The sequence below is a fragment of the Nannocystis pusilla genome (genome assembly GCF_026626665.1).
GTDB lineage: Bacteria > Myxococcota_A > Polyangia > Nannocystales > Nannocystaceae > Nannocystis > Nannocystis pusilla.
Genome location: NZ_JAPNKE010000002.1, coordinates 7,811,563 through 7,838,542, shown reverse-complemented (window position 1 = coordinate 7,838,542; position 26,980 = coordinate 7,811,563). Strand labels below are relative to the sequence as shown.

The following is a 26,980-nucleotide window of genomic DNA, read 5'->3' as shown; positions in this document are numbered from 1 at the left end:
GGCAGATCCGCGCCGCGCACGGCCGTTCCATAAGATGTCTTGAAGGACAGATAGGGCCCCGCAGCGCGCGCCACGCGAGCTGCGGGGCGCCCTTGTCTGTCCCGAGCGCCATGTGCCCCGAGGGACATGTGCAAGCGTCGACGCATGTCGCCGTCGACCCGCAGACGCGGAGCTGCGAGCGAGCGCACGGGTCGCGAGCGCGCGTACGGCCACACATGCAGGCCGGCGGACCCCCCGGTCGCGCGCGCGTGACTGCTCGGACTGCTGCGCCGCCACTTTGCGTTTGAGCGGCTCGGCGGTGTGTGGCACACGTGGCTGATGCTGAAGCGGGAAGACTTGTTCAAGCTTGGGTTGACGGCGGCCGTACTGCTGCCTGCGTGTGGCGACGACGGGGCGACGACGGCCGTGTCGGCGACGAACGTGACGGGCCAGACGGAGGCGACGACCACTCCGGGGACCACCGACACGCCGACCTCGACGAGCGACACGCCGACCTCCACGGCGGCCACCACCGAGGGGACCGGCACCGCCAGCGCGAGCGAGGGCACGACCGACACCTCGACCACCAACGCGAGCACGGTGAGCACCACCGACGTCTCGACCTCGACCACCGACACCACCGGGCCGGTCTCCGGGACCACGACAACCTCCACCACCACCACGAGCGACACCGACACGACCGCCGGCCCGTGCGTGTGCAACCCGGGCGACCTCAACGGCTGCGAGGGCGACCAGATCCTCGTGTGCAGCGACGACTGTCAGGGCTTCGAGCCGCAGCCGTGCCCCGGCAACGGCCAGACCTGCAAGAACGGCGCGTGCGGCTCCATGCTGTGCAACCCGGGCCAGGTGCTGTGCGAGGGCCTCGACGCCGAGAAGACCTGCAACGCCAACGGCGACGCCTTCGACCCGCCGGTCGCGTGCAGCGCGACCCAGCAGTGCGACTTCGGCGGCTGTACCGAGCTGTGCGACCTCGTGCAGACAAGCCCGAGCTCGGTCGGCTGCTCGTTCCTCGGCCAAAAGATGGACAACTTCAACGACGGCCAGGCGGACTCGCTGATCGTCGGCAACACGCACCCGACCAAGACGGCGCAGGTCCAGCTGTACTTCGTGCCGAACGGCCAGAACGTCGAGCAGCCCCAGGGCGCGCCGGTCAACCTCGCGCCGGGCATGACCTACACGTTCCAGATGAGCAACGCCGCGCTCGACAAGAAGTCCGAGCTGCGCAAGGGCGGGGTCTACCGCGTAAGCAGCAACATCCCGATCATCGCCTACCTGCACTCGCCGCTCGGCTCGCAGGCGACCAACGACGCGTCGATGCTGCTGCCCGAGTACGCGCTGCGCCAGAACTACATCGTGGCCTCGTGGAAGGACACGCACAACCAGTACCCCAGCTACTTCAACGTGATCGCGCTGCAGGACGGCACCACGGTCAAGTGGACGCCGCCGCAGAACACGCTGGCGGGCGCGGGCGTGCCGGCGGTCAACGGCGGGGCGACCGGGCAGGTGACGATGAACCGCTTCGACACCCTGCAGGTCCGCGGGCCGCAGACGGGCAGCGACGTGTCGGGCACGTTCATCGAGGCCGACAAGCCGATCTGGGTCGTCGGCGCCGTCGAGTGCGTCAACGTGCCGACCAACCAGGTCACCTACTGCGACCACATCGAGGAGCAGATGCTGCCCCTCGACTACTGGGGTAAGACCTACGTCGGCGCCCACTCGCCCGACCGCGGCAACGAGAAGCACTACTGGCGCGTGTTCGCCGGCGAGGACGGCACCACCGTCTCGACCGACCCCGTCCAGCCCGGTACGCCCTTCACCATCAACAAGGGCCAGTACAAGGACATCGTGGTGCCCAACAACACCAGCTTCATGTTCTCGGGCGACAAGCCGTTCCTGCCGGTCCAGTACCTCGAGAGCCAGGACGGCGGCGCCGGCACCGGCGACCCCGCGATGTACCAGATGATCCCCGTCGAGCAGTTCCTCGACCGCTACGCGTTCGCCACCGGCACCGGCTACTCCGCCGACTACGTCCAGGTCATCCGCGTCAAGGGCGGCGCCGACGTCAAGGTCGACGGCGCGACCGTCGGCGGCTACTACACGGTCGGCAACTACGAGGTGTCCGACTGGAAGATCAGCCAGGGCGGCCACCTCGCCGAGAGCGACGAGCCGTTCGGCATCGTCAGCGTCGGCTACACCGGCGTGACGTCCTACGCCTACCCCGGCGGCATGCGGCTCAAGATCATCAACCCGCAGTGAGCGCCGTCCGCGAGGGCATGACCCTCGGGACATGAAATAAGGGACATGCCCGCGAGGGCATGTCCCTTCGTTTTATCGGCCGTAGCGATCAGCCGGCGCTGAGCAGGACGACCGGGCAGGGCGCGTTCTTCAGCAGGCTCTCGACGCGGTGGCCGAAGAAGGCGCGGGCCGAGACGGCGCGCAGGCTGCTGCCGATGATCAGGAGGTCGTAGCCGCCCTGCGCGGCCACGCGGACGATGTCCTCCTCGGGCCGCGCGCCCTCCATGACGACGGTCTCGACGCTGGCGCCGAACTTCTTGGCCCGCTCGGCCTCGCGCGCGACGATCTGGGCGCCGATCTCGTGCGGCCGGGCGATGTCGACGTCGTTCGAACCGGTGCGCGAGATGTGGATGATGGTGACCTCGGCCCTGGTGCTGGTCGCCAGCACCGCGGCCAGCTCGACGGCGTTCTTGCTGTACTCGGTGCCGACGGTGGGCACGAGGATCTTCTTCGGCGACCACACGCGGTAGAGCGGCGGCTTCTCGCCCTTGGCGATCTTGGGCGCCGGCTCGCGCACGATCAGGGTCGGGCACGGCGACTTGTGGATGATGCGGTCGGCCACCGGCCCGAACAGCGCCTCGGTGCTGCGCTGGGTCTCGCCGAGCACCAGCAGCTCGTAGTCGCGCGCGGCCTCGGCCAGCACCTGCTCGGCCGGGTCGACGTCGGTGATCAGCTTGAGCTCGGGCCGCGAACCCTTGAGCAGCCGCAGCGGCCGACCGATCCGCTCGAGCGCCTTGGCGCCGGTGGCGTGGTAGCGCCGCACGCGACGCGCCAGGCCGCGCCACCACGGGGTCTTCACCGCCTGCGGGCAGGCGTACACGGCGGTGACCTCGATCGGCTGCTCGTGGCTGAGGTAGCCGAGGATCTGCGCCGGCAAGTCGACGCTGTGGGCGTTGCGGCTGACCATGAGGACGCGCCGCACCTGGCGGATGAAGCTGCTGGCCGCCAGCGCCTCCATCTCGAGCCGCTTGGCCTCGCTCTCGCCCATCTTGACCTTCGAGAGGGTGTAGCGCAGGAGCGGCGGGGCCATCAGCGAGGTGGCGATCGCTACCATGACGACGATCGAGTACATCTCGACGCTGAGGACGCCGAGGCTGAGGCCGATGGTGGCGACGATGATCTCCATGGCGCCGCGGGCGTTCATGCCGGAGCCGAGCGCGAGCCGCTCCCAGTGGGAGATCCCGCAGACCCAGGCGCCGAGGTAACAACCGACGAACTTGCCGAAGCAGGCGATGCCGAGGACGATCGCGCCGACGGTGGCGACGTCCGGGTCGGCGAGGCGCATGAGGTCGACCTTGACGCCGGCCGAGGCGAAGAAGATCGGGGCGAGGAAGCTGGCGGTGACGAGCTCGAGGGTGTGCGCGACCTCGTGGCGGAACCGCGGGGCCTGGCCGGCGAGGATGCCGACGGTGAAGGCGCCGAGCACGGCCTCGATGCCCATCTCGTGGGTCAAGGCGGCGGTGGCGAACGCGAGCGCGAGCACCAGCGACATCTGCGAGCCGGAGCCGCCGAACCGCTTGTCGACGGTGGCCATGACCCGGGCGATCAGCGGCGCGCCGAGCGTGAAGGCGAACAGCATGAACACCACCGCGCCGCCGATCGACTTCAAGGCGGTGACGACGTCGACCACGCCGGTCTTGGCCAGGCCGGCGACGACGGCGAGGAGGATCCAACCGATCGTGTCGTCGGTCATCGCCGCCGCCAGGATCAGCTGACCGATGTCGCGCCGGATCAGCTTGAGGTCCATCAGCACCTTGGCGATCACCGGCACCGCCGAGATGCTCATCGCCACCGCCATGAACAGGCTGAACACCAGCCGCGCGTCAGGGTTGGCGAGGTAGGCCTCCGGCAACATCTCGCCGAGCGCGAAGCCGGTGGCGAACGGGACGAGGATGCCGCCGGCCGAGATCATCAGCGCCGTCTTGCCCCGCCGCTTGATGAGGCCGAGGTCGGTCTCGAGGCCGGTGCAGATCAGCAGGAAGAGCACGCCGATCCACGAGATCGCGGCCAGCAGATCGGCCAGGTGCTGGTCCTTCGGGAACAGGGTGTGCTGCGCCTCGGGCCACACGAGGCCGAGGATCGACGGGCCGAGCACGACGCCCGCCATCAGCTCGCCGACCACCGGCGGCTGCTTCAACTTGCGCATGATCTCGCCGAGGAAGCGCGCCATCGCCAGCAGCACGGCGATCTGCACGAGCAGCATCAGCACCGCGTGGTGCGCGAGGCCCTTGATGACGGCGGTCGACGCCGCAGCCTCGGCGGTGTCGCTCAGGGCCGCGAAGAGAGAGGTGAGGTCGAACGAGGACGCGAGGGGGCGCAGAAGGACATGGTCGCGGTCACAGGTCCCTTGGGTCCGCTCAGGACGCGTCCGGGAGGGCTCGATGCCGCGAGGTCCCCGGCGAGACCCGTAGCGACGGTGATTCTTGCCCTTTCGGTGTATCACGAAGCGCTGTTCGTGAAGCGCGCCGCAGCGGCGCTATTTCGAGCCGGGCCCGCGAGCTTCAACCGGCGCTGAGCAGCACGACCGGGCAGGGGGCGTGCTTCAGCACGCTCTCGACGCGGTGGCCGAAGAAGGCGCGGGTCGAGACGGCGCGCAGGCTGCTGCCGAGCACGATGAGGTCGAAGCTCCCCTGCGCGGCGAGGCGGACGATGTCCTCCTCGGGCCTCATGCCCTCCATGACGACGGTCTCGACGCTGGCGCCGAACTTCTTGGCCCGCTCGGCCTCGCGGGCGACGATCTGCGCGCCGATCTCGTGCGGCCGCGCGGTCTCGACGTCGTTCGAGCCGGTGCGCGAGATGTGGAGGATCGTGACCTCGGCCTTGGTGCTGGCCGCGAGGACAGCCGCGAGCTCGACGGCGTTCTTGCTGTACTCGGTGCCGACGGTGGGCACGAGGATCTTCCGCGGCGACCACAGGCGGTACAGCGTCGGCTGCCCGGACCCGAGCTCGCGCGCCGGCTCGCGCACGATGAGGGTCGGGCACGGGGCCTTGTGGACGATGCGGTCGGCCATCGGCCCGAACAGCGACTCGGTGCCGCGGTGGACCTCGCCCAGCACCAGCAGCTCGTAGTCGCGGTGCGCCTCGGTCAACACCTGCTCGGCCGGGTCGGGGTCGCTGATGATCTTGAGCTCGGGCCGCGAGCCCTTGAGCAGCCGCAACGGCCGGGCCAGCCGCTCCAGCGCCTTGGCGCCGACGGCCGCGTAGCGGCGCCCGCGGCGGCTCCAGAACTGCCACCACGAGGTCTTCACCGCCTGCGGGCGGGCGTACACGGCGGTCACCTCGATCGGCTGCTCGTGGCTGAGGTAGCCGACGATCTGCGCCGGCAGGTCGACGCTGTGCGCGTGCCGGCTGACCAGGAGGACGCGCCGGATCTGCCGCACGAAGCTGCTGGCGGCGATCGCCTCGGCCTCGAGCCGCTTGGCCTCGCTCTCGCCCATCTTCACCCGCGACAGCGCCCACCGCAGCATCGGCGGCGCCATCATCGAGGTCACGATCGCTACCATGACGATGATCGAGTAGAGCTCGATGGTGAGGATGCCGAGGCCGAGGCCGACGGTGGCGACGACGATCTCCATCGCCCCGCGGGCGTTCATGCCGAAGCCCATGGCCAGCCGCTCCCAGTGCGACAGGCGGGCGAAGGCGGCGCCGACGTAGACGCCGGTGATCTTGCACGCGCACGCGAGCCCGAGCACGCCGAGGCCGACGAGCGCGACCTCCTGGTTGGCGAGCCGCGCGAGGTCGACCTTGACGCCGGCGGAGGCGAAGAAGATCGGGGCGAGGAAGCTGGCGGTGACGACCTCGAGGGTGTGGCCGACCTCGCGGCGGAACCGCGGCGCCTGGCCGGCGAGGATGCCGACGGCGAAGGCGCCCAGCACCGCCTCGATGCCCATCTGATGCGTCAGCGCGGCGGCCCCGAGCGCGAGGGCGATGACCAGCGAGGTCTGGGCGTTGACGCCGCCGATCCGCCGGTCCACGCCGGAGATGATGCGGGCGACGATCGGCACGCCGACGGTGAGCATCACGCCGAGGAACACCAGCGCGCCGCCCACGGCCTCGGCGACGGAGATCGGGTCGACCTGGCCGGCGGTGGCGAGGCCGGCGACGACGGCGAGGAGGATCCACCCGACGGTGTCGTCGGTCATCGCCGAGGCGAGGATCAGCTGGCCGATGTCGCGCCGGATCAGCTTGAGGTCCATCAGCACCTTGGCGATCACCGGGACCGCGCAGATGCTCATCGACACCGCCATGAACAGCGCGAACACCAGGCGCTTGCTCGGGTCGGCCAGGTAGACCTCGGGCAGGTACCAGCCGAAGGTGGCGCCGGCGATCAGCGGGATGGTGATCCCGCAGCTCGAGATCAGGAGCGCGCTCTTGCCCCGGCGCTTGATGAGGCCGATGTCGGTCTCGAGGCCGGTGACGATGATGAGGAAGAGGACGCCGAGCCACGACACCACCGACAGCAGGTCGGCCTGGTGCTGGTCGCGCGGAAAGATGTAGTGCTGCAGCTCGGGCGCCAGCGCGCCCAGCACCGACGGCCCGAGCAGCACCCCGGCGGCCAGCTCGCCGATCACGGCCGGCTGCTTGAGCTTGCGCAGCAGCTCGCCGAGCAGCCGCGCGGTCGCCAGGAGCACCGCCAGTTGCAGTAGCAGCAGGAACACCGCGTGGTGCCCGAGCGACTTGAGGACGGCTTGCCCGGCCTCGCCGGCCTCGGCGGCCGTCTCCGTCAGCAGAGTTGCGGCTGTTTCAAAGACCATGATGCTCAGGACAGGTCCGAAGGTCAGATCATGCTGCGCCAGCGGAGGTCGTGGGTGACGGGGCCGACGGCGGTGGAGCGGAGGGTGAGGAAGCCGCCGGGGCCGCCCTGATCGACGAGGTGGCGGCGGCGCAGGTCGTCGATCTCGGGGCCGATCCCGCCGCCGCTGCGCACGATCTCCTGCAGCTGCGTCTCGGTCAGCGCGCCGTGCTGGACCAGGCTGACCAGCACCTGCCGCTGCGACAGCGACAGGTCGTTCAGGGCGGTGCCGCGGCGGCGCGGCAGCGGACGCACGAGGATGTCGTGCTCGGTCTTCACATCGAGGCGGGCCGAGAGCAGCCAGTAGTCGAGGGCCTGGCGCAGGTTGCCGGCGCACATGCGCTCGAGGTCGGCGAACCACTCCTCGCCCGGGTCGGGCAGCATGTCGGCGCGGGTGAAGGGCCGCCGCAGGCGCTGCAGCGCGGGGGCGCGGCGCTCGCGGAAGCGCAGGCCGAAGCCGCTGACGCGGTGGCGCGAGCGGATCATGTTCTCGATGAAGCGACCGGACTCGGCCGGCACCTCGACCACCTGGCCGAAGTAGAGCGGCAGCCGCAGGCAGGTCTCCAGCAGCGTCGCGGCGGGCGCGGCCATCAGCACGATCCACAGCATGGCCTCGTCGGTGACGCGGACCATGTCGAGGAAGGCCTGCATGCGCGCGAGGCCCTCGGGGGTGCGCACGAACAGCTGCTCGGCGTTCTCGAGGATCAGCACGCGCCGCTTGCCGACCAGCGGGACGACGCGGGAAAACTCGGCGAAGCTGGCGGCGTAGGGGGCGCCGGTGACCTCGCACAGGGCGGCGCACAGGCGGGCCTCGCTGGCCAGGTGCGGGCCCATCGAGATCCAGTGCATCGGCAGCTCGCCGTGCAGCTCGGCGCGCACGCGGTTGACGAGGGTGCGCTTGCCGGCGCCGCGGTCGCCGGTGACGAGCAGGGCGGTGCGCTGCCCCTCGAGCCAGGTCTCGAAGACCTTGCGGCACGGGGCCTCGAGGCGCGGGCGCCGCTGGTAGAGGTCGGACAGGCCGAGCGGGACCTCGCCGAACAGGCGGCGGTAGATCGCGGGCAGGCTGCTGGCGCGGTCGTCTCCGGCGATCAGGAGGTCCCAGTAGCCGACGCGCGGGCCCTCGCCGGTGAAGGTGCGGCGGACGTCCTGGGCGAGCTCGCGGACCAGCGGCGCGGCGCGGGTGTAGAGGGCCGAGGCGCCGAAGCGGGCGCGGTCGCGCTGGGCCCGCAGCCACGACGGCCGCGACCGGGCGGCCCGCGCCTCGAGCTGCTGCATGAGCTCGTCGGGCCGGTGCGTGCGCAGCGGGGCGAGGGCGTCGTCCATGCGCGCGGAGCTCTCGCCGACGAACCACGCGAACAGGCGCCGGACGTCGCGAGCGCTGCGCTCGGACAGCGTGCGGACCAGGCGGATCGCGTGGCCGAGGCCGGTGTGGGCCGACTCGTCGCGGGCCTCGACCTCGCGGCTGTCCTCGACGATGAAGAGGTGGTAGTCGAGGACGGTCTCGATGCGCTCGAGCTCGGCGGCGGCGTCGCGGGCGAGGGCGGCGGCGCGGCGGGTGAGCTCGATGACGAGGCCGCGCACCGGCTCGGCGAACATCTCTTCGAGCCAGCGGCGCAGCGGCACCGCGATCTGGACCGGCCCGGCCTTGGCGGCGGCGGAGTCCTCGGCGGAGCGATCGAGGAAGTAGAGCTCGGGCTCCTCGGCGACGGTGCGCGCGAGATCGGTCAAGAGGCCGGCGGCGGCCATGCCGCCGTCGAAGGCGGTCGCGGTGGCGGCGAGGGTGTCGCGGGCGGCGTGGATGGCCGGGCGGATCTCGTGCTCGAGCACGGTGCGCCAGCGCGTCCGCGACAGCGGGTGCCGGTTGTCGTCGTCCGCCAGAGTGACGAGCGTCTCCTCCGGCGCCTGCGCCGGCTGCATCTGCTGCTCGAGCGTCAACGCGACCTGTTCCAGGCCGCCGAGGCAATCTCCGCGCAAACGTTGGTCGAGCAGCTCGCCGGCCCGTCCCTGGAGCGCCGCGAACCACTCAGCCAGCCGGGCGAGCTGAGGGTCGAGGATCACAGGCCGAGGATATCAGCTCGCGACCCCCGGCGGTGAAGGCGACGCAAGGCGCGTTCCCGCGCCGTCAGCGCGCGCCTGAACAGGCGCGCACCTGCTCGGCGCGATCGGCGGAGGTCTTACCTGTCCCTCGGGACATGCTCGGGTGTCCCGAGACATCCGGGGTGTCCCGAAAGACATGTCGGTTTCCGCGCCGCGCGGGCTCACGGCGTGTCGTTCGGGTCGGCCGGGTCGCTGAGGTGCAGCAGCTCGTCGCCGTCGCGGTGGCCGTCGCCGTCGCGGTCGACGCCGAGGCGGAAGCCCGAGCCGGGCGGGGTGCAGGTGTAGGTGACGGGCTTGCCCGACTGGGCCAGCAGGCGCACCGCGACGTCGCTGAGCGGCGGGATCGCCGAGAAGCTGGTGACGTAGCTGCCGCCCGAGTAGTAGAGGCCGAGCTCCTGGCCGCCGACGTGGGCCTTGGCGACCAGGTCGCAGTCGCCGGCGTCGGCGCGCTGGCGCAGCAGGTTGATGCGGGGGCCGACGACCGCGCCGTTGCTCGCGGTGAGGCTGATCTGCTGGCCGACGATCGGCTTGAAGTTGGTGTCGAAGGCGAACGTGAACTCGGCGACCTTGCGCATCTGCTCGAAGTCGGTGAAGCCGTTCGGGGTCACCGGCGTGGCGACGAAGGCGTTGAAGAAGCGCATCGGCGAGTCCTTCGAGCCGTCGTGGGTGTAGCCGAAGCCGCGGATCTGGTCGCCCTTGTGGCTCGGGTCGTAGAAGGCGCTGGCGTCCGGGTCGTTGAAGACGGGGTCGCCGCCGGGGAAGCCGAAGGTGCCGACCTTGGTGTACATGTTGCGCAGGTGGGGGATCTTGAAGGTCTGCGAGAACTCGCCGCCGACGAGCTCGCCGTCGCTGCCGAAGAAGCCGGGGTGCGGCTCGCCCGGGTTGGCGGTCGGGTCGAGGCGGTGGCAGCCCTCGCAGGTGAACTTGCGCTCGGGCACGAACGAGAAGGTCTCGACGTTCATGAAGAAGTCGCGGCCGAATTGCTGGTCGGCGTTGAGGCTGTTGTCGAGCGCGCGGATCGGGTTCGGCGGGTACATCACCTGCAGCTGGAAGTCGGTGAACGCTTGCATCTGCTGGGCCGTCAGCGGCCCGTCGCGCCCGAGCAGGCCCTCGAAGGCGACGTTGAAGGCGCCAAAGGCCGCGACCTCGCTGAAGGCGCCGCCGTTCGGCTGGGCGTTGGCGCCCTGACCCTCGCCGTTGCGATCGCCGCGCCAGTGCATCGGCCCGTGGTTGGCGAGGCCGCGCAGGCTCTGGGTCGTCATCGGCCCCTTGTTCGGGTGGAACGGGACCTGGAAGTCGAAGAACTCGTCCTTGAGGATGTTCGGCGGGTCGGTGACGTCGCCGTCGGGGTCGCCGAGGTCCCACGCGAGCTCGTCCTTGTCGCCGAAGATGTGGCACGACGCGCACGCCTGGTCGCCTTGGCTCGAGGTGAGCGCGGCGTCGTAGAGGAAGCGGCGGCCGGCCACCAGCGACTGCGGCTCGGGGTTGTGCATGGTGACGTGGCCGACCTCCTCGCGGTCGTCGGTGTCGATGATCGAGATGCCGTTGTCGAAGCGGGTCAGGACGTACAGGCGGTCGCGGTACTCGTCGAGCACCAGGCCGGTCGGGCCGCCGCCGCTGACCGCGATCTGATCGATCTCGTCGGGCCAGTGGTCGTCGCCCTCGAGGTCGCCGGTGTCGTAGAGCACGACCTTGTCGTTGCCGAGGACGGCGGTGTAGAGCGTGCGGCCGTTGGCGGTGATCGCCATGCCGAGGGTCTGCGAGACGCTGAGGGCGTTCGTGTCGTTGGGGATCGCGCCGCAGCAGTCGTCGCGGTCGATGTGCTTGTTGAGGTCGCGCGGCTGGACCGAGCCCGAGCTGCCGAGCACGGAGATGCGGTTGTCGACGGTGTGGCCGCGGACGGTCGTGCCGGCGAAGTCGCCGTGGCCCTCGAAGCGGACCTCGTTGCGCGCCTCGGTGTTGCTGACGTAGACCTTCCCGTTCAGCGGGTTGACGATCATGTTGAAGATGACCGTGCCGACGCTGCGGTAAAACCCCGAATTGCCGGGCAGGACCGCCGGGGTGGCCGCGTTGGCGTCGATGACGAACACGTCCTTGTCGGGCAGGTTGAACTTGATCTTGCTGTCCCACCAGCGGCCGATCTCGTCGACCCAGTGCGCGCCGTTGTACTTGACGATGAGGCTCATGTCCGGCTCGGGGACGCCGGCGTGGTTGACGTTGGGCAGCGGGATGCCGCCGACGGCCTGACCGCCGTCGGGGATCACGCCGAGGGCGACGACCGCGGTGCGGTTGCCGGACACGAACGAGGCGGCGTAGACCTTGCTGCCGTTCGGCGACACGGCCAGGGCGCGCGGGACGTCGCTGAAGAGGTTGACGATCGTCAGCGGGGTGCCGCCGAGGCTGCTGCCGAGGTTGTTGGCGTTGAACACCCACACGTCGGCGCGGCCGATCCCCGGGGTGGTGAGCTTCGGGTCGAACGGTGCGTTCTGGCCGCGGTGCGCCGCGGTGATGAACGCCCGCGACTTGCCGGGCCCGGCGAACACGATATCCCGCGGCTCGTCGCCGACCAGCAGGGTGCGCTTGACATAAAGAGTGGCGCTGTCGACATCGACGATGCTGACGCTGTCCGAAAGATGGTTGACGACCCACACCTCGTCGTCGCTCCGCACGGCGACGGCGACGGGCTCGAGTCCGACGGGTACCGACGCCTCGTGCTCGAGGGCGCCGCTATTCTTGATCTTGTAGACCTCGAGCCGGTTGTCGGGGGTATTGACCGCGTAAAGTCGGGTCCGGCTGTGGTTCATCGCCAGCGGGCGCACCTGGCCGCTCTCGAAGGCGGCGAAGGGGGTCGCGGCGTGTGCGGACTCAATGGTGCCGCCTATGGCGAGGAGCGTGACGAGCGAGCTGATGCACAGATTGCGAGTTTCCATCGCAGTCACAGTACCGAGGCGCCGCCGCCGCCGACAAGCGCTGATCGTTGTCTGCTGTGATCATTCTGAATGTCATGTGAACACTGCAGCGAGAGCACATGTATGTACAGTGCGGCGGGCGGATCATCAGGGTCGTCCCGACACGCTTGCGCCCGCACTCACCAGCGGCCGTCGTGCTCCTCGGCGACCCCAGTGAGGCCTTGAAGCGGCACGGAGACCCCGCCCAGCCGTATTTCGCCCTCGACCTCGACGAACAGTTCATTGTGCTGAAGGTCGACGAGGAAGGGCACGAGCGGGGGAATCGTCACACGGTCGCGATGGACGCGCCGGGGCCGTACGACCAGGTCGAGCTCCCGCGAACGGACCCGCCAGGGCGCCGCCAGGTCGTCGCGGTCGTAATCGAAGTCGACGTCGGGGTCGAGCCGGTGCCACGCCCCGCGCCAGTACACCTGGGTGTAGCGCTGGGCATAAGCGCCGTGGTTGACCAGCGAGGCCAGCGCGATGTCGTCATTTTGCACCGCGAGCCATTGCCAGGAGGCGCGCCGCGGCACGACGCCGAAACAATGATCGTAGTAGGACCGCGCGGTGTCGACGGCGAACCGGCGCCCGAACGCCTCGATCTCGCCGCGGACGCGGTTGAAGAAGCGGTGCAGCAGGGCGTAGCTGCACCGGAAGTAGTTGTCGCGGCGGGTGAACGGCAGGCCCTCGCGGCAGATCTCGAGGTCGACCCGCAGGTCGGCGGTGCGCGCGCGGAACACCGCCCGGCCGTCGCCGTCGCCGCGGTACTCGAGGTCGACGGCGCCGCGGTGGCGCAGGTCGAGCACGCCAGGCGCCTGGGCGCGGTCGAGGTAGAGGTTGTGGTCGACCGACCAACTCTCGTCACTGGCGAGGTCGCACAGCCACAGGCGGAACTTGTCGACCGCGAACGCGCGCGCGAACGACCAACTCATGTAGACCCGCGCGTGCGGGTCGTGGAGGTCGGAGAACCACCATTCCTTCTGGCGCAGCGCGCCCTCGGCGCGCGGGGTACGGACGAGCCACTTCTCTTCGAGTTGCATAAGTAAGTCCTGTCAATAACGATGTTTCATGAGCGTCGCGGGCGACGTTCCTGGATCGCAGCGGGGGCGTGCGGAAGCGTCGCGCGAGGCGGTGAAACACCGGCGCGAATGACACAAATGTCAGTAGTTCAGCCGGGCCCGACGATCCGGTAGAAGGGTTCGGTCGCGCCCGGGATGTCGACTTCGTGGATCGCGTCGGCGGGCGGGGTAGATTCGCTCGACGCGGTCCACGGCCCCTGCTCGCTCGGCGCCGATTCGACGGTGTAGGTGACGCCCGGCGCGGATTGTCGCGTGCGGATCTGGAGCGACAGCGTGTCGGGGTCGAACTCGACGGTCGCGCCGGCATACGGGCGCGCCAGCGGCTCGCCCACGAACACGCCCTCGCCGGGCCAGCTCACCGACTTCCAGTAGGCCTCGACCAGCGTCTCGCCGCGCCAGTAGTGCGGCACGAACACCTGGGTCTCCGGGAACTTCTGCGGGTAGTTGCACGGCTCGGTCGCGGTGCCGTAGCTGCCGGTCGCGCCGGCCTCGAGCCAGCGGCAGACGCTCATCTGCCCGCTGTCGCAGATCTGCCCGCCGTAGGAGGTGAGGTGGTCCGCGACCGCGCCGGGCAGGTAGGTGTTGGTGGCGATCCCGGGGACGTCGGCCAGGCCGGTGAAGTAGAAGAGGATGTCGGTCTCGCCCTCGAGCGCGTCCGAGCCCATGCCCATGGCGTTGTCGACGTACTCCATGGCGAGCAGCTCGGGGCTCCACTGGTCGACCGTGGCGGTGAAGAGGGCCAGCGGACGCTCCGGGCGGTGTCGGTGGTGCGCACGAACCAGCCGGTGCCGACAGGCGCGGTGGCGTCGGCCGCGACGCCGCGGTCGATCAGCGCCTGCACGTTCTCGAGCGAGGTGCCGGCGAGGTGCATGGCCGGGCGCAGGCCGAGATCGGTGAAGGGGCGCAGCGAGCTCGAATCGTAGTAGCCGCTCGGCGCGGTCTCGCTGCACGGCTGACTGCAGTACTTGGCGGGGTCGTGGCCGAGCGCGAAGGCGCTGACGAGCGACTGACACTCGACGCGGTAGGGCTTGGTCCACGCGATCGCCAGGGCCTGGATGTCGGGGCCGAGGGCGGCGTCGACCTGTCCTTTGAGACCGGCGAAGACGTCGGCCGCGAGCGCGTCGCCGGGCGGGGCGAAGCTGAGGACGAGGAGGTTGTCCGCGGGCAAGCCGCGGGCCGCCATGTAGTGCGCGGCGACGGCCATGGACTGCGGGTCCTGGTCGTTGGCGAGGACGGCCAGCTCCTCCGGCTGGATCGATGCGCGCGGGAGGATGACCGTGGGCGCGACGGGACGGTCCCCGGTGGTGCCGGTGGTGGTGAGCGGCTCGGCAGTGGTGCCGGTGGCGGTGCCCGAGCTGGTCGAAGAGACAGGTTCTGCGCCGGTGGTCGACGAGGTCGAGGTGGTCGACGAGGTCGGCTCGTCGGTGGTCGCGGCGGAGGTGGTGCCGGTGATCGGGCTCGAGTCGGTGCCGTCGCCGCCGCTCGGGCTGCAGGCGCAGGCGAACAGGAGGGCCGCAGAGAGGCGCGCGCTGAGGCATGCGGCGAGGGTATCAGCCGACCTCGCGCGCGCCGTGGGGGCCGCAGACGACGTTCGGAGGCCTCGGGGTCCCCGGCCGCGAGTCGCGGCGCTGCGGGATCGGTGAGACGTGCGAGGCCTCAGTAGCCGCGGCCGCCCTTGCGCGGGAAGCCGCTGGTGCTGCGCCACAGCGCGGGGTCGTCGGGGCCGCGCGAGTAGCGACGAGCGGCGAGGCTCGCTTCACCGCTGGCCGCGAACCAGAGGAAGATGGCGACGACGGTCATCATCGTGCGACCGCTGGCGATCGCGTAGGCGCCGAGGCCGACGGCGGCGAACTTGCCGACGGCGGCGGCGATCTCGGTGGCGCGCAGCGGGCCCATTCGCGCGGAAAGCAGGGCGCGGAAGACGCGGCCGCCGTCCATGGGGAAGGCCGGCAGGAGGTTGAAGACGCCGAGGCCGAGGTTGGCCCACGCGAGCGCGCCCAGGAAGGAGTGCGGGCTGGCGTCGCCGGTGAGCGCGGAGAGGGCGAAGAACAGGCCCGAGAGGAGGAAGCTGACGACCGGCCCGGCGATGGCGACCATGAACTCCTCACGCGGAGGCATGTGCGCGCCGTCGATCTGGGCGACGCCGCCGATCGGGAGGAGCAAGATCTGCCGGGTCGAGATCCCAAAGCTGCGCGCCGTCAGGGCGTGGCCGAACTCGTGAGCCACGACCGAGGCGAACACCGCCAGCAGGAAGGCGAGGCCGTAGACGACGGCGGCCGGACCGCCGCCATAGCTGCTCATAACCGCCCACAAGAGCACGAGGACGAAGGAGGCGTGGACCCGCGTCTCGATGCCGAACAGTCGGCCAAGCGACCATGACCATTGCATGATGAAGCCACCATGCGCACGCGTCGGCGAGGGTCAAGGTCGCCGCCGGCGCCGGGCAGGCAGCGGTGAGGCGAAGCGCACGAGACGCTCGCAAGCGTGCCTCGGCGGTGATGGCGCGACGGAGAGGTCTGCGTCCACCTGCGCGGAGGTGCGGGGCCAGGACCTGGTTCGAGGGACAGGTGGCTGGCGAGGGTTCTTCCGGGGGGCCAGTGGGCCCGCTCACCGGATGCGCTCGGGACAGCTCGGTCGAGCGAGTACGGACGGAGATGCTTGAGATGTCCTCGGGGACAGCTCGCGCGGACCGGCCGAGGGACGGCAGGTGAGTCGGCGCCCGGCGTGAGATGTCCGAAGAGACAGCCACCGACTTCGTGGCGGCTGTCTCGCGGCTACGTGGGCCTTCGGGGCCCGCGTCGAGCTGGTCAATGTAAAGCTGTCCCGAAGGTCAGGTCATCCAGCGGAGCTGAAGCGGCCGCGGTGGAGGAAGCTGGCGGCGGGGACGCGGGCGCTGGCGCCTTCGCGGGCGCGCAGGCTGTCGGGGAGGCTCTCCGGGTCGCCGGGGGCGCCGACGGCGATCGCGGCCATCGCCTCGAAGTCGGGCTCGGGGACGCCGAGATCGGTGTAGGTTTTGGCCTCGTCGAAGCCGGCCATCGCGTGGGCGTAGAGGCCGAGGACGCGGGCCTGCAGGGCGAGGGACATCCACGCGCTGCCGCAGTCGAAGCCGGCGTGGCGGTTGGCCTTGCCGGAGGCGGCGAAGCGGCGGCGGCCGAACAGGATCATCACCAGCGGGGCGTTATGGGCCCACGACTGGTTGAACGAGACGAGGCAGCCGAGCACGCGCTTGTGGTCTTCGGTGCCGGGGCCGTGCCCGTACACGACCATCCACGGCTGCTCGTTGTAGCTGGACGGGGCCCAGCGCATGGCCTCGAACAGGCTGGCGAGCTGCGCGTCCGTCAGCGGCTCGGGCCGGAACGCGCGGGGCGACCAGCGGTCGAGGAACATGGGGTGGACGTCGGCGTCGGGCGTGCGAGGGGTCGCGGTCATGGAACGACCGATCTAGCACAGCGCGCGGGCCGTCGGACTCACGGCAGGAGCTCGAAGGCGATCTCGAGGCCGGCGGGTCCCGTCGGCAGGGCGAGGCAGTGACGCGGCGCCGGGCTCGACATGGCGGTCCAGCCAGGGGCGGCGGTGGTCTGCCAGCGCAGGTCGGCGGGACCGCGCACGACGAAGCGCCGACCGCCGGGGGTGCGCACGCGGACCGCGGGGCCGTCGACCGTGAGGTCGCAGGTCTGCGGGAGGTGGAGCCGCATGGTCGCAGGGACAGGTTCGCCGTGGTCGGGGACGACGCGGTCGAGGCAGCGGAAGACGCGGCCGTCCCAGCTCAGCCGCCGGTGGTGGACCGCCGGCGAGCGGAAGCCGCGGACGCCGGCGGAGACCTCGGATGTCCCGAAGGACAGGTCGACGAGCTCGGCGCGGCCGCCGATCCGGTGGCTGGCCCAAAGTTCATGTTGATCGCGGTCGCCGGGGCCGACGGTGACGGTGTTGTGGGCGCGGGTGCTGCGGGCGTAGTCCCGCTCGGGGCCGACCTCGTAGGTGCCGACGCCGGCGTCGACGACCACCCGCTCGCCGCCGAGCGACAGCTCGAAGCCGAGCCAGTCGCCGTGGATGTGGCCGACCTGCTGCGGCATGCCGAGGCCGCCGGCGTTCCACAGCAAGGTCCACGGGCCCCAGGCGCGGCGGAACAGGCCGGAGGCGGGGGCGTTGTAATCTGTCCCCTGGGACAGGCTCGTGCCGCAGCGGGTGGCGAGCGCGGCGGGGCTGACGAGGCCGCGCTGGCTGTCGCCGAACAGGGCGACGTCGCCGTCGGGGTGGGTGAAGGCGGGCAGGACGGCGAGCATGCGCGCGAGGTTGTCGCGCAGCTGCTGACCGGCCCGCGGATCGGCGCGCTCGGGGCCGAGGGCGACCACGCCGGCGAGCTGCTCGGCGAGCAGGCAATGATAGGAGGGGGTGCGCTCGCGGTGGAAGCCGTCGAGCGCGAGCTGCTCGCTGGTGACGGCCGCGAATCGGCCGACCGCGGGCGCGAGCAGGTGGGCGCGCGGGCCGTCGAGGGCCAGCGCGCCGGCGGCCAGCGCGGCGAGGTCGGTCCACAGGTGATTGCCGTCGAGGTGGTGCTCGAGGTGGCGCTCGAGGTGCCGCGATTGCCCGGCGAGCGAGGCGAGCAATCGTCGGCGCGTCATGCCGTCGAGCTCGTCGATATGTCCCGAGAGCCAGCCGAGCCAGTGCAGCGCGCGCACGGCCGTCGGGTACGGCTCCCAGCCGACGCCCTCGGTGTGGTTGGCGATCCAGTGGTCGAGCGTCGCCAGCGCCAATGCGGGGGTGAGCCGCTGCAGCCAGCCGTGGTAATGCAGGGTGTAGAGGTAGAGCGGGCCGACCGGCGGGTCCCAGCCGGCGCGCAGCGGGTCGTGTGGCGGCTGTCCCAAGAGACAGATGCCATCCGGGCCCGGCTCGCCCTCGGGCGTGGGCGCGGGCATGCGAGCGAGCAGGCCGGTGACGCCCTCGAGGCTGGTGGCCTTGGGCCGGCGCGCGGGGCCGCCGAGGCGCCTGCGCAGCTGGTAGGCGATCTGCCGCGGAGGCAGGTGCGAGGCCGTGCGGAAAAGCGTCCCCGGGCCGTGACGGAAGAGCCGGGAGGTGGTCATACGCGCTTGTGTTCGGCGCCGGCCAGGAGGCCGACCGCGTCGACGACCATGACGCGGAGCAGGTCGGCGGAGCGCAGGCGGCGGAAGTCGCGGTGAGCCACGAGGATGACGAGGATGTCGGCCCGCGCGAGCGCGTCGTCGAGCGAGACCAGCGGGCAGCCGGCGATCGGCGAGCCGTGGAGGTGCGGCTCGACCAGCAGCACGTCGCCGAGCCCCTCGCGGTGCACGGCCTCGGCGATGTGCAGCGCCGGGCTCTCGCGCAGGTCGTCGATGTCTGGCTTGTAGGACAGGCCGAGGAGGGCGATCGTCGGCGCGCGCAGCTTGCCGGCGAGGCGGCGGATCTGGCCCAGGACGCGCTCGGGGCGGCCGTCGTTGACCTGGCGCGCGGCCTGGATCAGCGGCGTGTGCTCGGGCGCGCTGGCGGCGATGAACCACGGATCGACCGCGATGCAGTGCCCGCCCACGCCGGGTCCGGGGCGCAAGATCTGGACCCGCGGGTGGCGGTTGGCCAGCCGGATCACCTCCCAGACGTCGAGGCTCAAATGGGCGCTGACGTTGGCGAGCTCGTTGGCGTAAGCGACGTTCACGTCGCGGTAGGCGTTCTCGGCCAGCTTGGTGAACTCGGCCACCTCGGCGCTGGTGCGGTGGACCTCGGCGCGCACGAAGCCCTCGTAGAAGGCGGCGCAGCGGTCGGTGCAGGCGTCGGTGAGGCCGCCGACGATGCGCTCGTTCTCGACGACCTCGCGCAGGACGGCGCCGGGCAGCACGCGCTCGGGGGCGTGGGCGAGGAACAGATCCTTGCCGACGACAAGCCCGCTCTGGCGCAAGATCGGGGCGACGAGGTCGCGCAGGGTGCCGGGCGGGACGGTCGATTCGAGGACGACGAGGTTGCCGGGCCGCAACACCGGCACGAGGGCGCGGCTGGCGGCCTCGACCGCGGCGAGGTCGGGCCGGTGGTCGGAGGTGATCGGTGTGGGTACACAGATCAAAAAAGTGCGCGCGGGGACGGGCTCGGCGACGGCGCGCAGGGTGCCGGCGAGGACGGCGGCGCGCACGAGGGCGTCGAGCTCGGGTTCGACGATGTGGATCCGCCCGGCGTTGATGGTGTCGAGGATGTCGCGCCGGAGGTCGAAGCCGGCGACGCGACGACCGCGCGTGGCGAGGACGGCGGCGGTGGGTAGGCCGACGTAGCCGAGGCCGACGACGCAGACATCGAGATCGAGCGCGCCCTCGCTCTCGGGTTGGGGATCGTTAAGTGAAATGGTCACCGGCTTTTCGGGCATGCTATCTGGGTCGCGCCGATGCCGTCCACTGGGCCCCGGATCCTCATCGTTCTTGGCACTCGCCCCGAGGTGATCAAATTGGCGCCGGTGGAGCGCGCGCTGCGGCAGCACACCGACTGGCAGGTGTCGCTTTGCTGCACCGGGCAACACCGCGAGCTGGTGCCGCCGATCTTGCAGACGTTCGGGCTGCAGTGCGAGGTCGAGCTGAGCGCGATGACGCCGGCGCAGTCGCTGTCGAGCCTGATGGCGCGCCTGCTCGACGGGATCGATCCCGTGCTCGACGCCCTGCGGTTCGACTGGGTGGTGGTTCAAGGCGACACCACCACCGCCCTGGCCGGCGCCCTCGCGGCCTTTCATCGCCGGATCCCCGTCGCCCACGTCGAGGCCGGCCTGCGCACCCTCGACCTCACCGCGCCGTTCCCCGAAGAGGCCAACCGCCAGCTCATCGCTCGCCTCGCCAGCCTCCACCTCGCCCCCACGCCCGCGGCCCGCGAGGCGCTGCTCAGCGAGGGGGTGGCGCCGGAGTCGATCGAGGTCACCGGCAACACGGTGGTCGACGCGCTGCGCTGGGCCTCCAGCCGCCTGCCGCTCGAGGGGGCCCCGGCGCCCGAGCTGATGCGCTTCGCCAAGGGCCGGCCGTTCGTGCTGGTCACCGGCCATCGCCGCGAGAGCTTCGCCGGCGGCCTCGCGGCGGTGTGCACCGGCCTCGCCACGCTGGCCCGCGCCTATCCGGGGGTCGACTTCGTGTATCCGGTCCACCTCAACCCGGCGGTGCAATCGGCGGCGCGCGGGCTGCTCGGCGGGCTCGGCAACGTGTTCTTGCTCGAGCCGCTCGAGTACATGTCGGCGGTGTGGCTGCTCAAGCGCTGCATGTTCGTGATCACCGATTCGGGCGGGCTCCAGGAGGAGGCGCCGGAGTTCGGGAAGCCGGTGCTGGTGACCCGCACGACCACGGAGCGCATGGAGGGCGTGGCGGCCGGCTGCGCGGTGCTGGTCGGCTATGACACCGACCTGCTGGTGACCACGGCGCGGCGCTGGCTCGACGACCCGGCCGCGTACGCGGCAGTCTGTCCGCGCAAGAACCCGTACGGCGACGGTCGCGCGGCTTCGCGCTGCGTGGCGGCGCTGCGCCGGCGCCTCGGCTTGCCGGCGGCGTCGGTGACGCCGTGGCCGGAGGCCCGGATCGAGCGAGCTGCGACCGACATGAGGTAGGATCCGCGGGTGAACGTCGGCGCACGTGGACGCGGGATTTCCGGGGGTCCCCGTGAGCGCCGCGACGTGGGTGCTGTGGATCGCCGGGCTCGTGGCGTTCGTGCTGGTGGCCGTGGCGATGCCGTGGGCCATTCGTGGCTGGCGCGCGCTGGGCCGCTCGGACCGCGAGATCAGCCTGCGCAAGGTCCATCAGGGCGAGATCGCGCGGGTCGGCGGATTCGTGATGATGGTGGGTATCGGCGCGGTGGCGTTCCGCGGCCTGGTCGGCACGAGCGAGCTGTCGCTCGTGCACGAATGGCTGTCGCGCAATCCGCTGAGCGGGGCGCTGCTCGGGGCGCTGCTGTGCGGGCTCGTCGGGCTCTACGACGACCTGGTGGGGGCGCGGGCGCGGGTGAAGCTGGCGCTGCAATTGTTCGCGGCCGGGGTGGCGGTGTTCGCCGTCGGCCTGCGCTGGCCGGCGATGGCGGAGCTGCTCGGCCCGCTGGCGGCGCTCGAGCCGGTGATCACGCTCGGCTTCTTGGTGGCGTCGGTCAACGCGATCAACCTCAGCGACGGGCTCGACGGGCTGGCCGGCGGCAACACGGCGATCGGCTTCGGGGTGGTGCTGGCGGCGACGCTGCTGCACCCGCAGCCCGACCTCGCGCTCGGGTGGGTCAGCGCGGCGGCGCTGGGCGGCGTGCTCGGGTTCCTGGTCCACAACCGCCACCCGGCGCGCGTGTTCATGGGCGACGCCGGCAGCTACTTCCTCGGCTTCCTGCTGCCGGCGCTGCTGCTGCAGATCGCGCCGGTGCCGGAGCGGGTGGCGATCATCGACGTGTCGCTGCCGCTGATGGTGCTGGCGCTGCCGCTGCTCGACATGGGGCTGTCGATCGCGCGAAGAGCCGCGCGCGGCCAGCCGATCTTCGCGCCGGACAGCGATCACATCCACCACCGCCTGCTGGCCCGCGGCTTCACCCACGGCCGCGGGGTGGTGGTGCTGTGGCTGACGACGGGGATGTTCGCCGGGCTGGCACTGCTCAACGTGCTCGGCGTCAGCGGCTGGTGGACGCTGACGGGGGCGGGGGCGGGGCTGCTGGTGGTCGCGGGGCTGCTCGGGTACCACGAGCTGCTGCGCCACCTGCCGGCGTTCACCGGCGACCGACTGGTGCTGCGCGACCGTCGGCGCGCGGTGGTCGAGCTGCTGGCCGACCTCGATCGCCTGTCCGAAGAGACAAGGCGAAAGGGACATGTCTTCCAGGACACAGAGGATCCGGCGCTGGCGCGGTGGGTCGGGCTGGCGCCGTCGCTGCTGCCGATCCTCAGCCGCATCGGGGTGCCGGGGTTCGAGCTGCGGCGCGGGACGGCGACCGCCGTGAAGTGCGGCGACGACTCGCAGGCGTGGGGCTTCCTCAGCCTGCCGCTGCCGCAAGGGGCGGAGCTGCGGCTGGCGCTGGTGGCCCGCCTGCCGGAGCTGCAGCCGGAGCAGCTGGTGCTGCTCGAGCGCGTGGTGGGCCTGCTGGCCGATCAGTCGCCGTCGCGGCGTTAGTCGCGATTCCGCGATCGTAATCGGGAGCACACGCCGGACGTCGCTACGGCGTCGGCGCGGGCGATGAATCGCCGTTCGCCGCGGAGGCCCGGGCTCGCTGCGCTGGTTTGCCGCGTCGCGCCGGCGTCGCTGCGAATCGTGGCGCCCGTCATATCGAGGCCGTGGCCCGCTCGCGGAGTCGATGCAAACTTGGTGTGTCGCGCTGCGACGTAAGGAGATATCGGGGCCATGCTGTTCAATCACACGACCATCTTATTCGCCAGTATCATGCTCACCGTGCCGTTCATCGAGGAAGGCTGCCCGTGCGACCCCGGCGACGCCCACGACGACGACGACGACGACGACGACGATCACGACGACTGAGCCCGGCTCCTGATTGGCGGAGCGGTCGCCCGCGGCGTTTGACCTGCGCGCGTCCGCTCGTCGCTCTGGCGTCGTTGCGCCGACGAATCTGCACACCGTGCGCGCTCGCGAGGACGAAGGGTTCGCTCTCGCCGGGCGCGTCGATGTCGCGACGTCGGGTCATCGACCCCGCGCTCGCGAGAGGGTTTCGACCTCGCCGGGCACGTCGACGGTTCGACGTTCGTCGAGCGAGACGAGGGCGTCGCATCCTCGTCGCGAACGGGCGCGTCACCGCGGGTCGCTGCCCGAGGTCGCCAAGTGCCCGGGGCGGTCGGCGGTTTTACGCCGCCTGCGCAAGCGATGGGGGGATGAAGACCTCTGCAGTGAAATAGCTCCGTGCTGGACCGGGGAACTCCGGATTTGCGGGCGGCTTGGCCGCGACCGGGGCGCTCGTCTATAGTCCAGCCAGGTTCTCATGAAGTGGGTCGAAGTCAGGCACGAAGGAGACGGCAACCGCGGCGCCGCGTACGTGGCCGAAGTACCCGGCGGCGTGCTCGTGCGGACGGTGACGCACCTGATCCTCCACACCGGCCTGTACGTGTCGGAGGCGCTCACGTTCGTGCCGAACGTCGGCCTCGCCGACTTCGAGCGCAAGCCGAAGGACGAAGACTAGTACAGCCGCCCCGAAGTTCTTCGAGGGTTGTTAGGCCTGTGGCGTGAGGACCCACCCGAAGTCCGCGACGAGCGCCTCGAGCAGTGCGTCGCGGGGGGCGCGGAGGGGAGTCGGTTGCCAGCGGCCCGTGTGGGTGGCCATCTCAAGCTGCCAGATCTGGCCGGCCACGCGGCGCAGGCGAGCGTGCGGGATAGGGTCGTTTGAGGGACCGGACTCGAGGGTGATGAGCGCCCCGCGGTGGCGGACGCGGATGTGCGCGAGGTTTGGACGACGGCGAAAGAACTGTTCGACGGCGCGAAGGTCGTCGTCCGTGTCGGGGACGGCGCGGCGGGCGGTGGTTCGAGGGCGGCTCATGAGGCGAGTCGCCGCTCATTCTGGACGAAGTGGCCGCGGAAGGTCCAGTTGAACGGGTGGGCCTCCTTGCGGTTCCAGTGCCGGATGAAGCCCCTCACGGCGCGAAGCAACGCGTCGGCGTCGGGGAAGTCGGCGTGGCGCAGGACGCGACGCTGGAGCAGCGAGAACCAGATCTCGATCTGGTTGACCCACGACGCGTGCAGCGGCGTGTAGACGAAGTGGAACCGGCCGCCGTGACGCTTGTTGAAGCGGGCCCAGCGCTCCTCTCGACCATCGTAGTGGATGTTGAGGTTGTCCCAGACGACGTACACGTCGCCGGTCGGGTACTTGCGCGCCAGGCCCTCCATGAATGCGACGAGGTCCTTGGCTTCGCGCCCTGCCTTGCACTCGCCGAACAGCTCGCCGGTGCGAACATCGAAGGCGCCGAACAGGCACCACGTACCACGTCGGATGTACTCGAACTCGAAGCGACCGGCCCGTCCAGGGGCCGGAAGCTTGGTCGGAAACCGGCGTCCGAGTGCTTGCATGCCGGTCTTCTCGTCGACGCAGATGACATGAGCCTCGTCCGGCGGGTGATGATAGAGGTCGCAGATATGCTGTACTTTGGGACAGAACTCAGGATCGGGGCTGTGCAGCCACAACCTCATCTTGTGAGGTCTGAAGTCCTCGTTGCGGAGGATCCTGCCCACCTCGGACACGCTGAGCTTCACGCCCGTCTCGCGCAGCAGCACCTTCGCCAGGGCCCCGTAGGTCCACGTGGTCTGGTGCTTGACACCGTGGTTTTCCGGCTTGTCGCATGCGAGCTTGATGAGCTCGCACCGCGTTGCCGCGGAGACCCGCGCTGGACGGCCGCTGCGCGGCAGATCTGCGAGCGTGCTCACCCGGCCGTCCTCGGCGAAGCGCTGGCGCCACTGCCTCACGGTGTCGACGTGGCAGCCCACTCGCCGAGCAATCTCGGCGTTCGGGAGCCCTTGGGCCGCCAGCAGCACGATCCTGGCTCGCTGAACCAGGCGCGCCTCGATGCAACGACTCCGCGCCAGCGCCTCCAGCTCCTTGCGGACGGACGGCGCCAGGCGGAGTCGCTGCGCTCTCGGTCCCGGCACACCAATGAGATCGTTTTCGCGCGCTCTCTATTTCAAGGCCTACGGCCCCTTCAGCGATGGATCCAGGTGGATCCATGAACCGCCGCCGTCGATAAACCCCTGGAGAACTTCGGAGCGGCTGTACTAGGTCGCTGCCGCGAGCGACGCGGCGGTCTCTCCGCGACCCGTAGGGGGCGGTGCAACCTCGCATGCGTGCGAGGCCAGGCGCTTCGCGCAGTCAGCCGAGGCAATTTCGGCGGCCGGGCTCGATATGTCCTTTCGGACAGGCCGCGGACTTCGCCAGCGCGCGTGAGCGACCCGACACGGGTTCGTGAAGGTGAGCGCTCGCGGTCCCGACCTCGCTGACGGCGAGCGTCCTCGAGTCGGGGCCGAGGATGACGGCGAAGTAGCCCCTCGTGAGGCGAACGACCGCGAGCTCGGGGCCGCGGACTTCGCCAGCGCGCGTGAGCGACCCTTCACGGGTTCGGGAAGGTGAGCGCTCGCGGTCCCGACATCGCTGACGGCGATCGACCTCGAGTCGGAGCCGAGGATGACGGCGAAGTAGCCCTTCGCAAGCGAACGATCGCTAGCTCGAGGTCGCGGGCAATAACGAAGGAACTGTCTTGCGGCGACCTGCGAGCTCGGGGTCGAGGCGAAGTCACCCTCCGCGCGGGCGCTCGCGGCGACCGCGAGCTCGGGGTCGAGGGTGACGGCGAAGTCACTCGTCGCGAGGTCGGTGCTCGCGGCTCAGTTGCGCTTGCGGCGATCGACCTCGAGCTCGGGGCCGCGGACGGTGGCGAAGTAGCGGTCGGGTTTTCGCTGCAGGACCATGAGGGTGGGGTCGCGGTCGGCGTCGAGGCCGAGGGCGCCGGTGACCAGCAGGGACTGCGACGTGGTCTGGAGCAGCGGCTTCAGCCGTTCGGGGCTGACGGCGAGGACGGCGGAGAGCAGGTCGTCGGCGGAGTTCTTGGCCGGCTCGCCCTCGCCCGCGGCCTTGGCCCAGCGCTGGATGACGGGCAGCGGCTCGGGGCCGATGACGACGAGGAGACCGCCGGCGCGCTCGTCGGCGGCGAGGGCCACGCGGAGGCGGCCCCTGTCGTCGAGCAGCGGCTTGCCGACGGCGGGCACGTGGCGCGACACGCCGTCGACGCTGAGCAGGTAGACCGTCGGGTTGTCGCCGACTTTAAAGCTGGCCCCGGGGACATCCGCGAACATGCGCGCCAGGCTGAGGTTGTCGACCAGAGTGCGCAGACAGCCGACCAGGTCGCGATAACCGGCGGCCGGGTCGTCGGCGCCGAGACCGAGGCGCAGGTGCCGGGCCGGGCCGGCGCCGAGCAGGACGCGGCCGTTCCAGCGGCGCAGCGCCTTCGCGGCCTGATCGACCAGCGGGTCGAGCATCAGCTTGGCGGCGAACCCGGCCCGGTCGACGCCCGCGTTCATCTGCTTGATCGCGTCGGCCACGGCCTTCTTGTGGCCGGGCCAGCGCGTGCTGACGCCGGCCGCCAGCTCGGGCACCTTGAGCATGCCGGTCAGGGCGCCGTTGGCGAGGTCGGGCGAGCTCGGCAGCGGCTTGCCGGGCGCCTCGAGCACGTGCACGTCGAGCACGTGCAGGCCCTGACCGGCGGCGGCGACCCGCGCGTACGGGAACTCGGGCATCACTGCGCGCGCGCGTGTCGGCGAGGGTGAACCATGGCGGGCGTGAGCCGTAGGTGGCGGGCAACTGGCGGCTGGTGGCCAGGCCCTGCAAGGTGGCGGCGAACACGAGGTTGTTCGTCTGGCCGTCGAGCCAGGCGAGCCGCGGCGCGGGCGGCTGGCCGTCGGCGGGGGTGCTGTCGCCGGCGGGCGCGGGCAACTGCACGGCCCCGAAGTCGCCGACGGACTCGAGGCCCTTCAGCGCGTCGGCGACGGCCGAGCCGGGTCGCACGGGCAGGACGACGATGTCCTCGCCGGCGACGTGGACCCCGGCCCACGGCCGGTCGCCGACGACCTGCGGCGCGAGCTTGTCAGCGAGCTCGGCCGGGGCCTGCATGCGCAGCACGAACTCCGCGAAGGTCGGCAGCGCGGGCACCTCGGGCAGGTAAGCGTCGACGCCGGCGAGGACCTCGGCGGGCCGGGCGATGAAGGCCCCGGCGTCTGGCATTTGGGACAGCTGGTGCGGCGCCGGCAGGGCCGGGCCCTCCGGCGTGCGGGCGCGCGGCGGGGCGCCGGTGGCGGTGG

Annotated in this window: 19 protein-coding genes; 5 read left to right on the top strand and 14 right to left on the bottom strand. The window is 71.0% G+C overall.

The window, feature by feature from the left end:
* The first annotated feature begins 318 nt into the window (after positions 1 to 318).
* A complete protein-coding gene (locus OV079_RS34435; RefSeq protein ID WP_267773588.1) occupies positions 319 to 2,256 on the top strand; it encodes an IgGFc-binding protein in 1,938 nt (645 codons plus the stop codon).
* Between the two features lie 88 nt (positions 2,257 to 2,344).
* Here OV079_RS34435 and OV079_RS34430 read toward each other — a convergent pair whose 3' ends face one another.
* The 11 genes from OV079_RS34430 to wecC form a co-directional block, all read right to left on the bottom strand.
* Positions 2,345 to 4,738 carry a cation:proton antiporter domain-containing protein gene (locus OV079_RS34430; protein ID WP_267773587.1) on the bottom strand — a complete coding sequence of 798 codons (2,394 nt, stop codon included), beginning with the start codon at positions 4,736 to 4,738 and terminating at the stop codon, positions 2,345 to 2,347.
* Between the two features lie 58 nt (positions 4,739 to 4,796).
* Positions 4,797 to 7,049: a cation:proton antiporter domain-containing protein gene (locus OV079_RS34425; protein ID WP_267773585.1), complete on the bottom strand. Its 2,253-nt coding sequence runs from the start codon at positions 7,047 to 7,049 to the stop codon at positions 4,797 to 4,799.
* Positions 7,050 to 7,072: 23 nt separating this feature from the next.
* Positions 7,073 to 9,145: a hypothetical protein gene (locus OV079_RS34420; RefSeq protein WP_267773584.1), complete on the bottom strand. Its 2,073-nt coding sequence runs from the start codon at positions 9,143 to 9,145 to the stop codon at positions 7,073 to 7,075.
* A 200-nt stretch (positions 9,146 to 9,345) separates the two neighbouring features.
* Complete coding sequence (locus OV079_RS34415; protein ID WP_267773583.1) at positions 9,346 to 12,114, bottom strand: beta-propeller fold lactonase family protein; 2,769 nt, start codon at positions 12,112 to 12,114, stop codon at positions 9,346 to 9,348.
* A gap of 158 nt (positions 12,115 to 12,272) precedes the next feature.
* Positions 12,273 to 13,172 carry a DUF2804 family protein gene (locus OV079_RS34410; protein ID WP_267773582.1) on the bottom strand — a complete coding sequence of 300 codons (900 nt, stop codon included), beginning with the start codon at positions 13,170 to 13,172 and terminating at the stop codon, positions 12,273 to 12,275.
* Positions 13,173 to 13,300: 128 nt separating this feature from the next.
* On the bottom strand, positions 13,301 to 13,804 hold the full coding sequence (locus OV079_RS34405; RefSeq protein WP_267778719.1) for a TIGR03790 family protein: 504 nt from the start codon (positions 13,802 to 13,804) through the stop codon (positions 13,301 to 13,303).
* Positions 13,720 to 14,916, bottom strand: coding sequence for a TIGR03790 family protein (locus OV079_RS56460; RefSeq protein ID WP_267773581.1), 1,197 nt, complete (start codon positions 14,914 to 14,916; stop codon positions 13,720 to 13,722). Before OV079_RS56460 ends, OV079_RS34405 begins: the two co-directional genes overlap by 85 nt.
* Positions 14,868 to 15,599, bottom strand: coding sequence for a site-2 protease family protein (locus OV079_RS34395; protein ID WP_267773580.1), 732 nt, complete (start codon positions 15,597 to 15,599; stop codon positions 14,868 to 14,870). The genes OV079_RS56460 and OV079_RS34395 overlap by 49 nt, the downstream gene beginning before the upstream one ends.
* A gap of 447 nt (positions 15,600 to 16,046) precedes the next feature.
* Positions 16,047 to 16,640 carry a nitroreductase family protein gene (locus OV079_RS34390; protein ID WP_267773578.1) on the bottom strand — a complete coding sequence of 198 codons (594 nt, stop codon included), beginning with the start codon at positions 16,638 to 16,640 and terminating at the stop codon, positions 16,047 to 16,049.
* Positions 16,641 to 16,678: 38 nt separating this feature from the next.
* Positions 16,679 to 18,292 carry a heparinase II/III family protein gene (locus OV079_RS34385; RefSeq protein ID WP_267773577.1) on the bottom strand — a complete coding sequence of 538 codons (1,614 nt, stop codon included), beginning with the start codon at positions 18,290 to 18,292 and terminating at the stop codon, positions 16,679 to 16,681.
* Complete coding sequence (gene wecC, locus OV079_RS34380) at positions 18,289 to 19,560, bottom strand: UDP-N-acetyl-D-mannosamine dehydrogenase (protein ID WP_338088967.1); 1,272 nt, start codon at positions 19,558 to 19,560, stop codon at positions 18,289 to 18,291. Before wecC ends, OV079_RS34385 begins: the two co-directional genes overlap by 4 nt.
* 33 nt (positions 19,561 to 19,593) lie before the next feature.
* Here wecC and wecB point away from each other — a divergent pair, with 33 nt between their 5' ends.
* The 4 genes from wecB (at position 19,594) to OV079_RS34360 (ending at position 23,327) form a co-directional block, all read left to right on the top strand.
* Complete coding sequence (gene wecB / locus OV079_RS34375) at positions 19,594 to 20,787, top strand: non-hydrolyzing UDP-N-acetylglucosamine 2-epimerase (protein WP_267773575.1); 1,194 nt, start codon at positions 19,594 to 19,596, stop codon at positions 20,785 to 20,787.
* Between the two features lie 52 nt (positions 20,788 to 20,839).
* Complete coding sequence (locus OV079_RS34370; RefSeq protein WP_267773574.1) at positions 20,840 to 22,312, top strand: glycosyltransferase family 4 protein; 1,473 nt, start codon at positions 20,840 to 20,842, stop codon at positions 22,310 to 22,312.
* Positions 22,313 to 22,540: 228 nt separating this feature from the next.
* Positions 22,541 to 22,675: a hypothetical protein gene (locus OV079_RS34365; RefSeq protein ID WP_267773573.1), complete on the top strand. Its 135-nt coding sequence runs from the start codon at positions 22,541 to 22,543 to the stop codon at positions 22,673 to 22,675.
* 454 nt (positions 22,676 to 23,129) lie between these two features.
* Positions 23,130 to 23,327 carry a hypothetical protein gene (locus OV079_RS34360; RefSeq protein WP_267773572.1) on the top strand — a complete coding sequence of 66 codons (198 nt, stop codon included), beginning with the start codon at positions 23,130 to 23,132 and terminating at the stop codon, positions 23,325 to 23,327.
* Positions 23,328 to 23,357: 30 nt separating this feature from the next.
* On the opposite strand, the gene OV079_RS34355 is transcribed toward OV079_RS34360, so the two are convergent.
* From OV079_RS34355 to OV079_RS34345, 3 genes are all read right to left on the bottom strand, one after another.
* Positions 23,358 to 23,681, bottom strand: a complete 324-nt coding sequence (locus OV079_RS34355; RefSeq protein WP_267768255.1) for a hypothetical protein — start codon at positions 23,679 to 23,681, stop codon at positions 23,358 to 23,360.
* Positions 23,678 to 24,784 carry an IS630 family transposase gene (locus OV079_RS34350; protein WP_267769327.1) on the bottom strand — a complete coding sequence of 369 codons (1,107 nt, stop codon included), beginning with the start codon at positions 24,782 to 24,784 and terminating at the stop codon, positions 23,678 to 23,680. The genes OV079_RS34355 and OV079_RS34350 overlap by 4 nt, the downstream gene beginning before the upstream one ends.
* A gap of 726 nt (positions 24,785 to 25,510) precedes the next feature.
* Positions 25,511 to 26,419: a hypothetical protein gene (locus tag OV079_RS34345; protein ID WP_267773571.1), complete on the bottom strand. Its 909-nt coding sequence runs from the start codon at positions 26,417 to 26,419 to the stop codon at positions 25,511 to 25,513.
* Positions 26,420 to 26,980 lie beyond the last annotated feature (561 nt).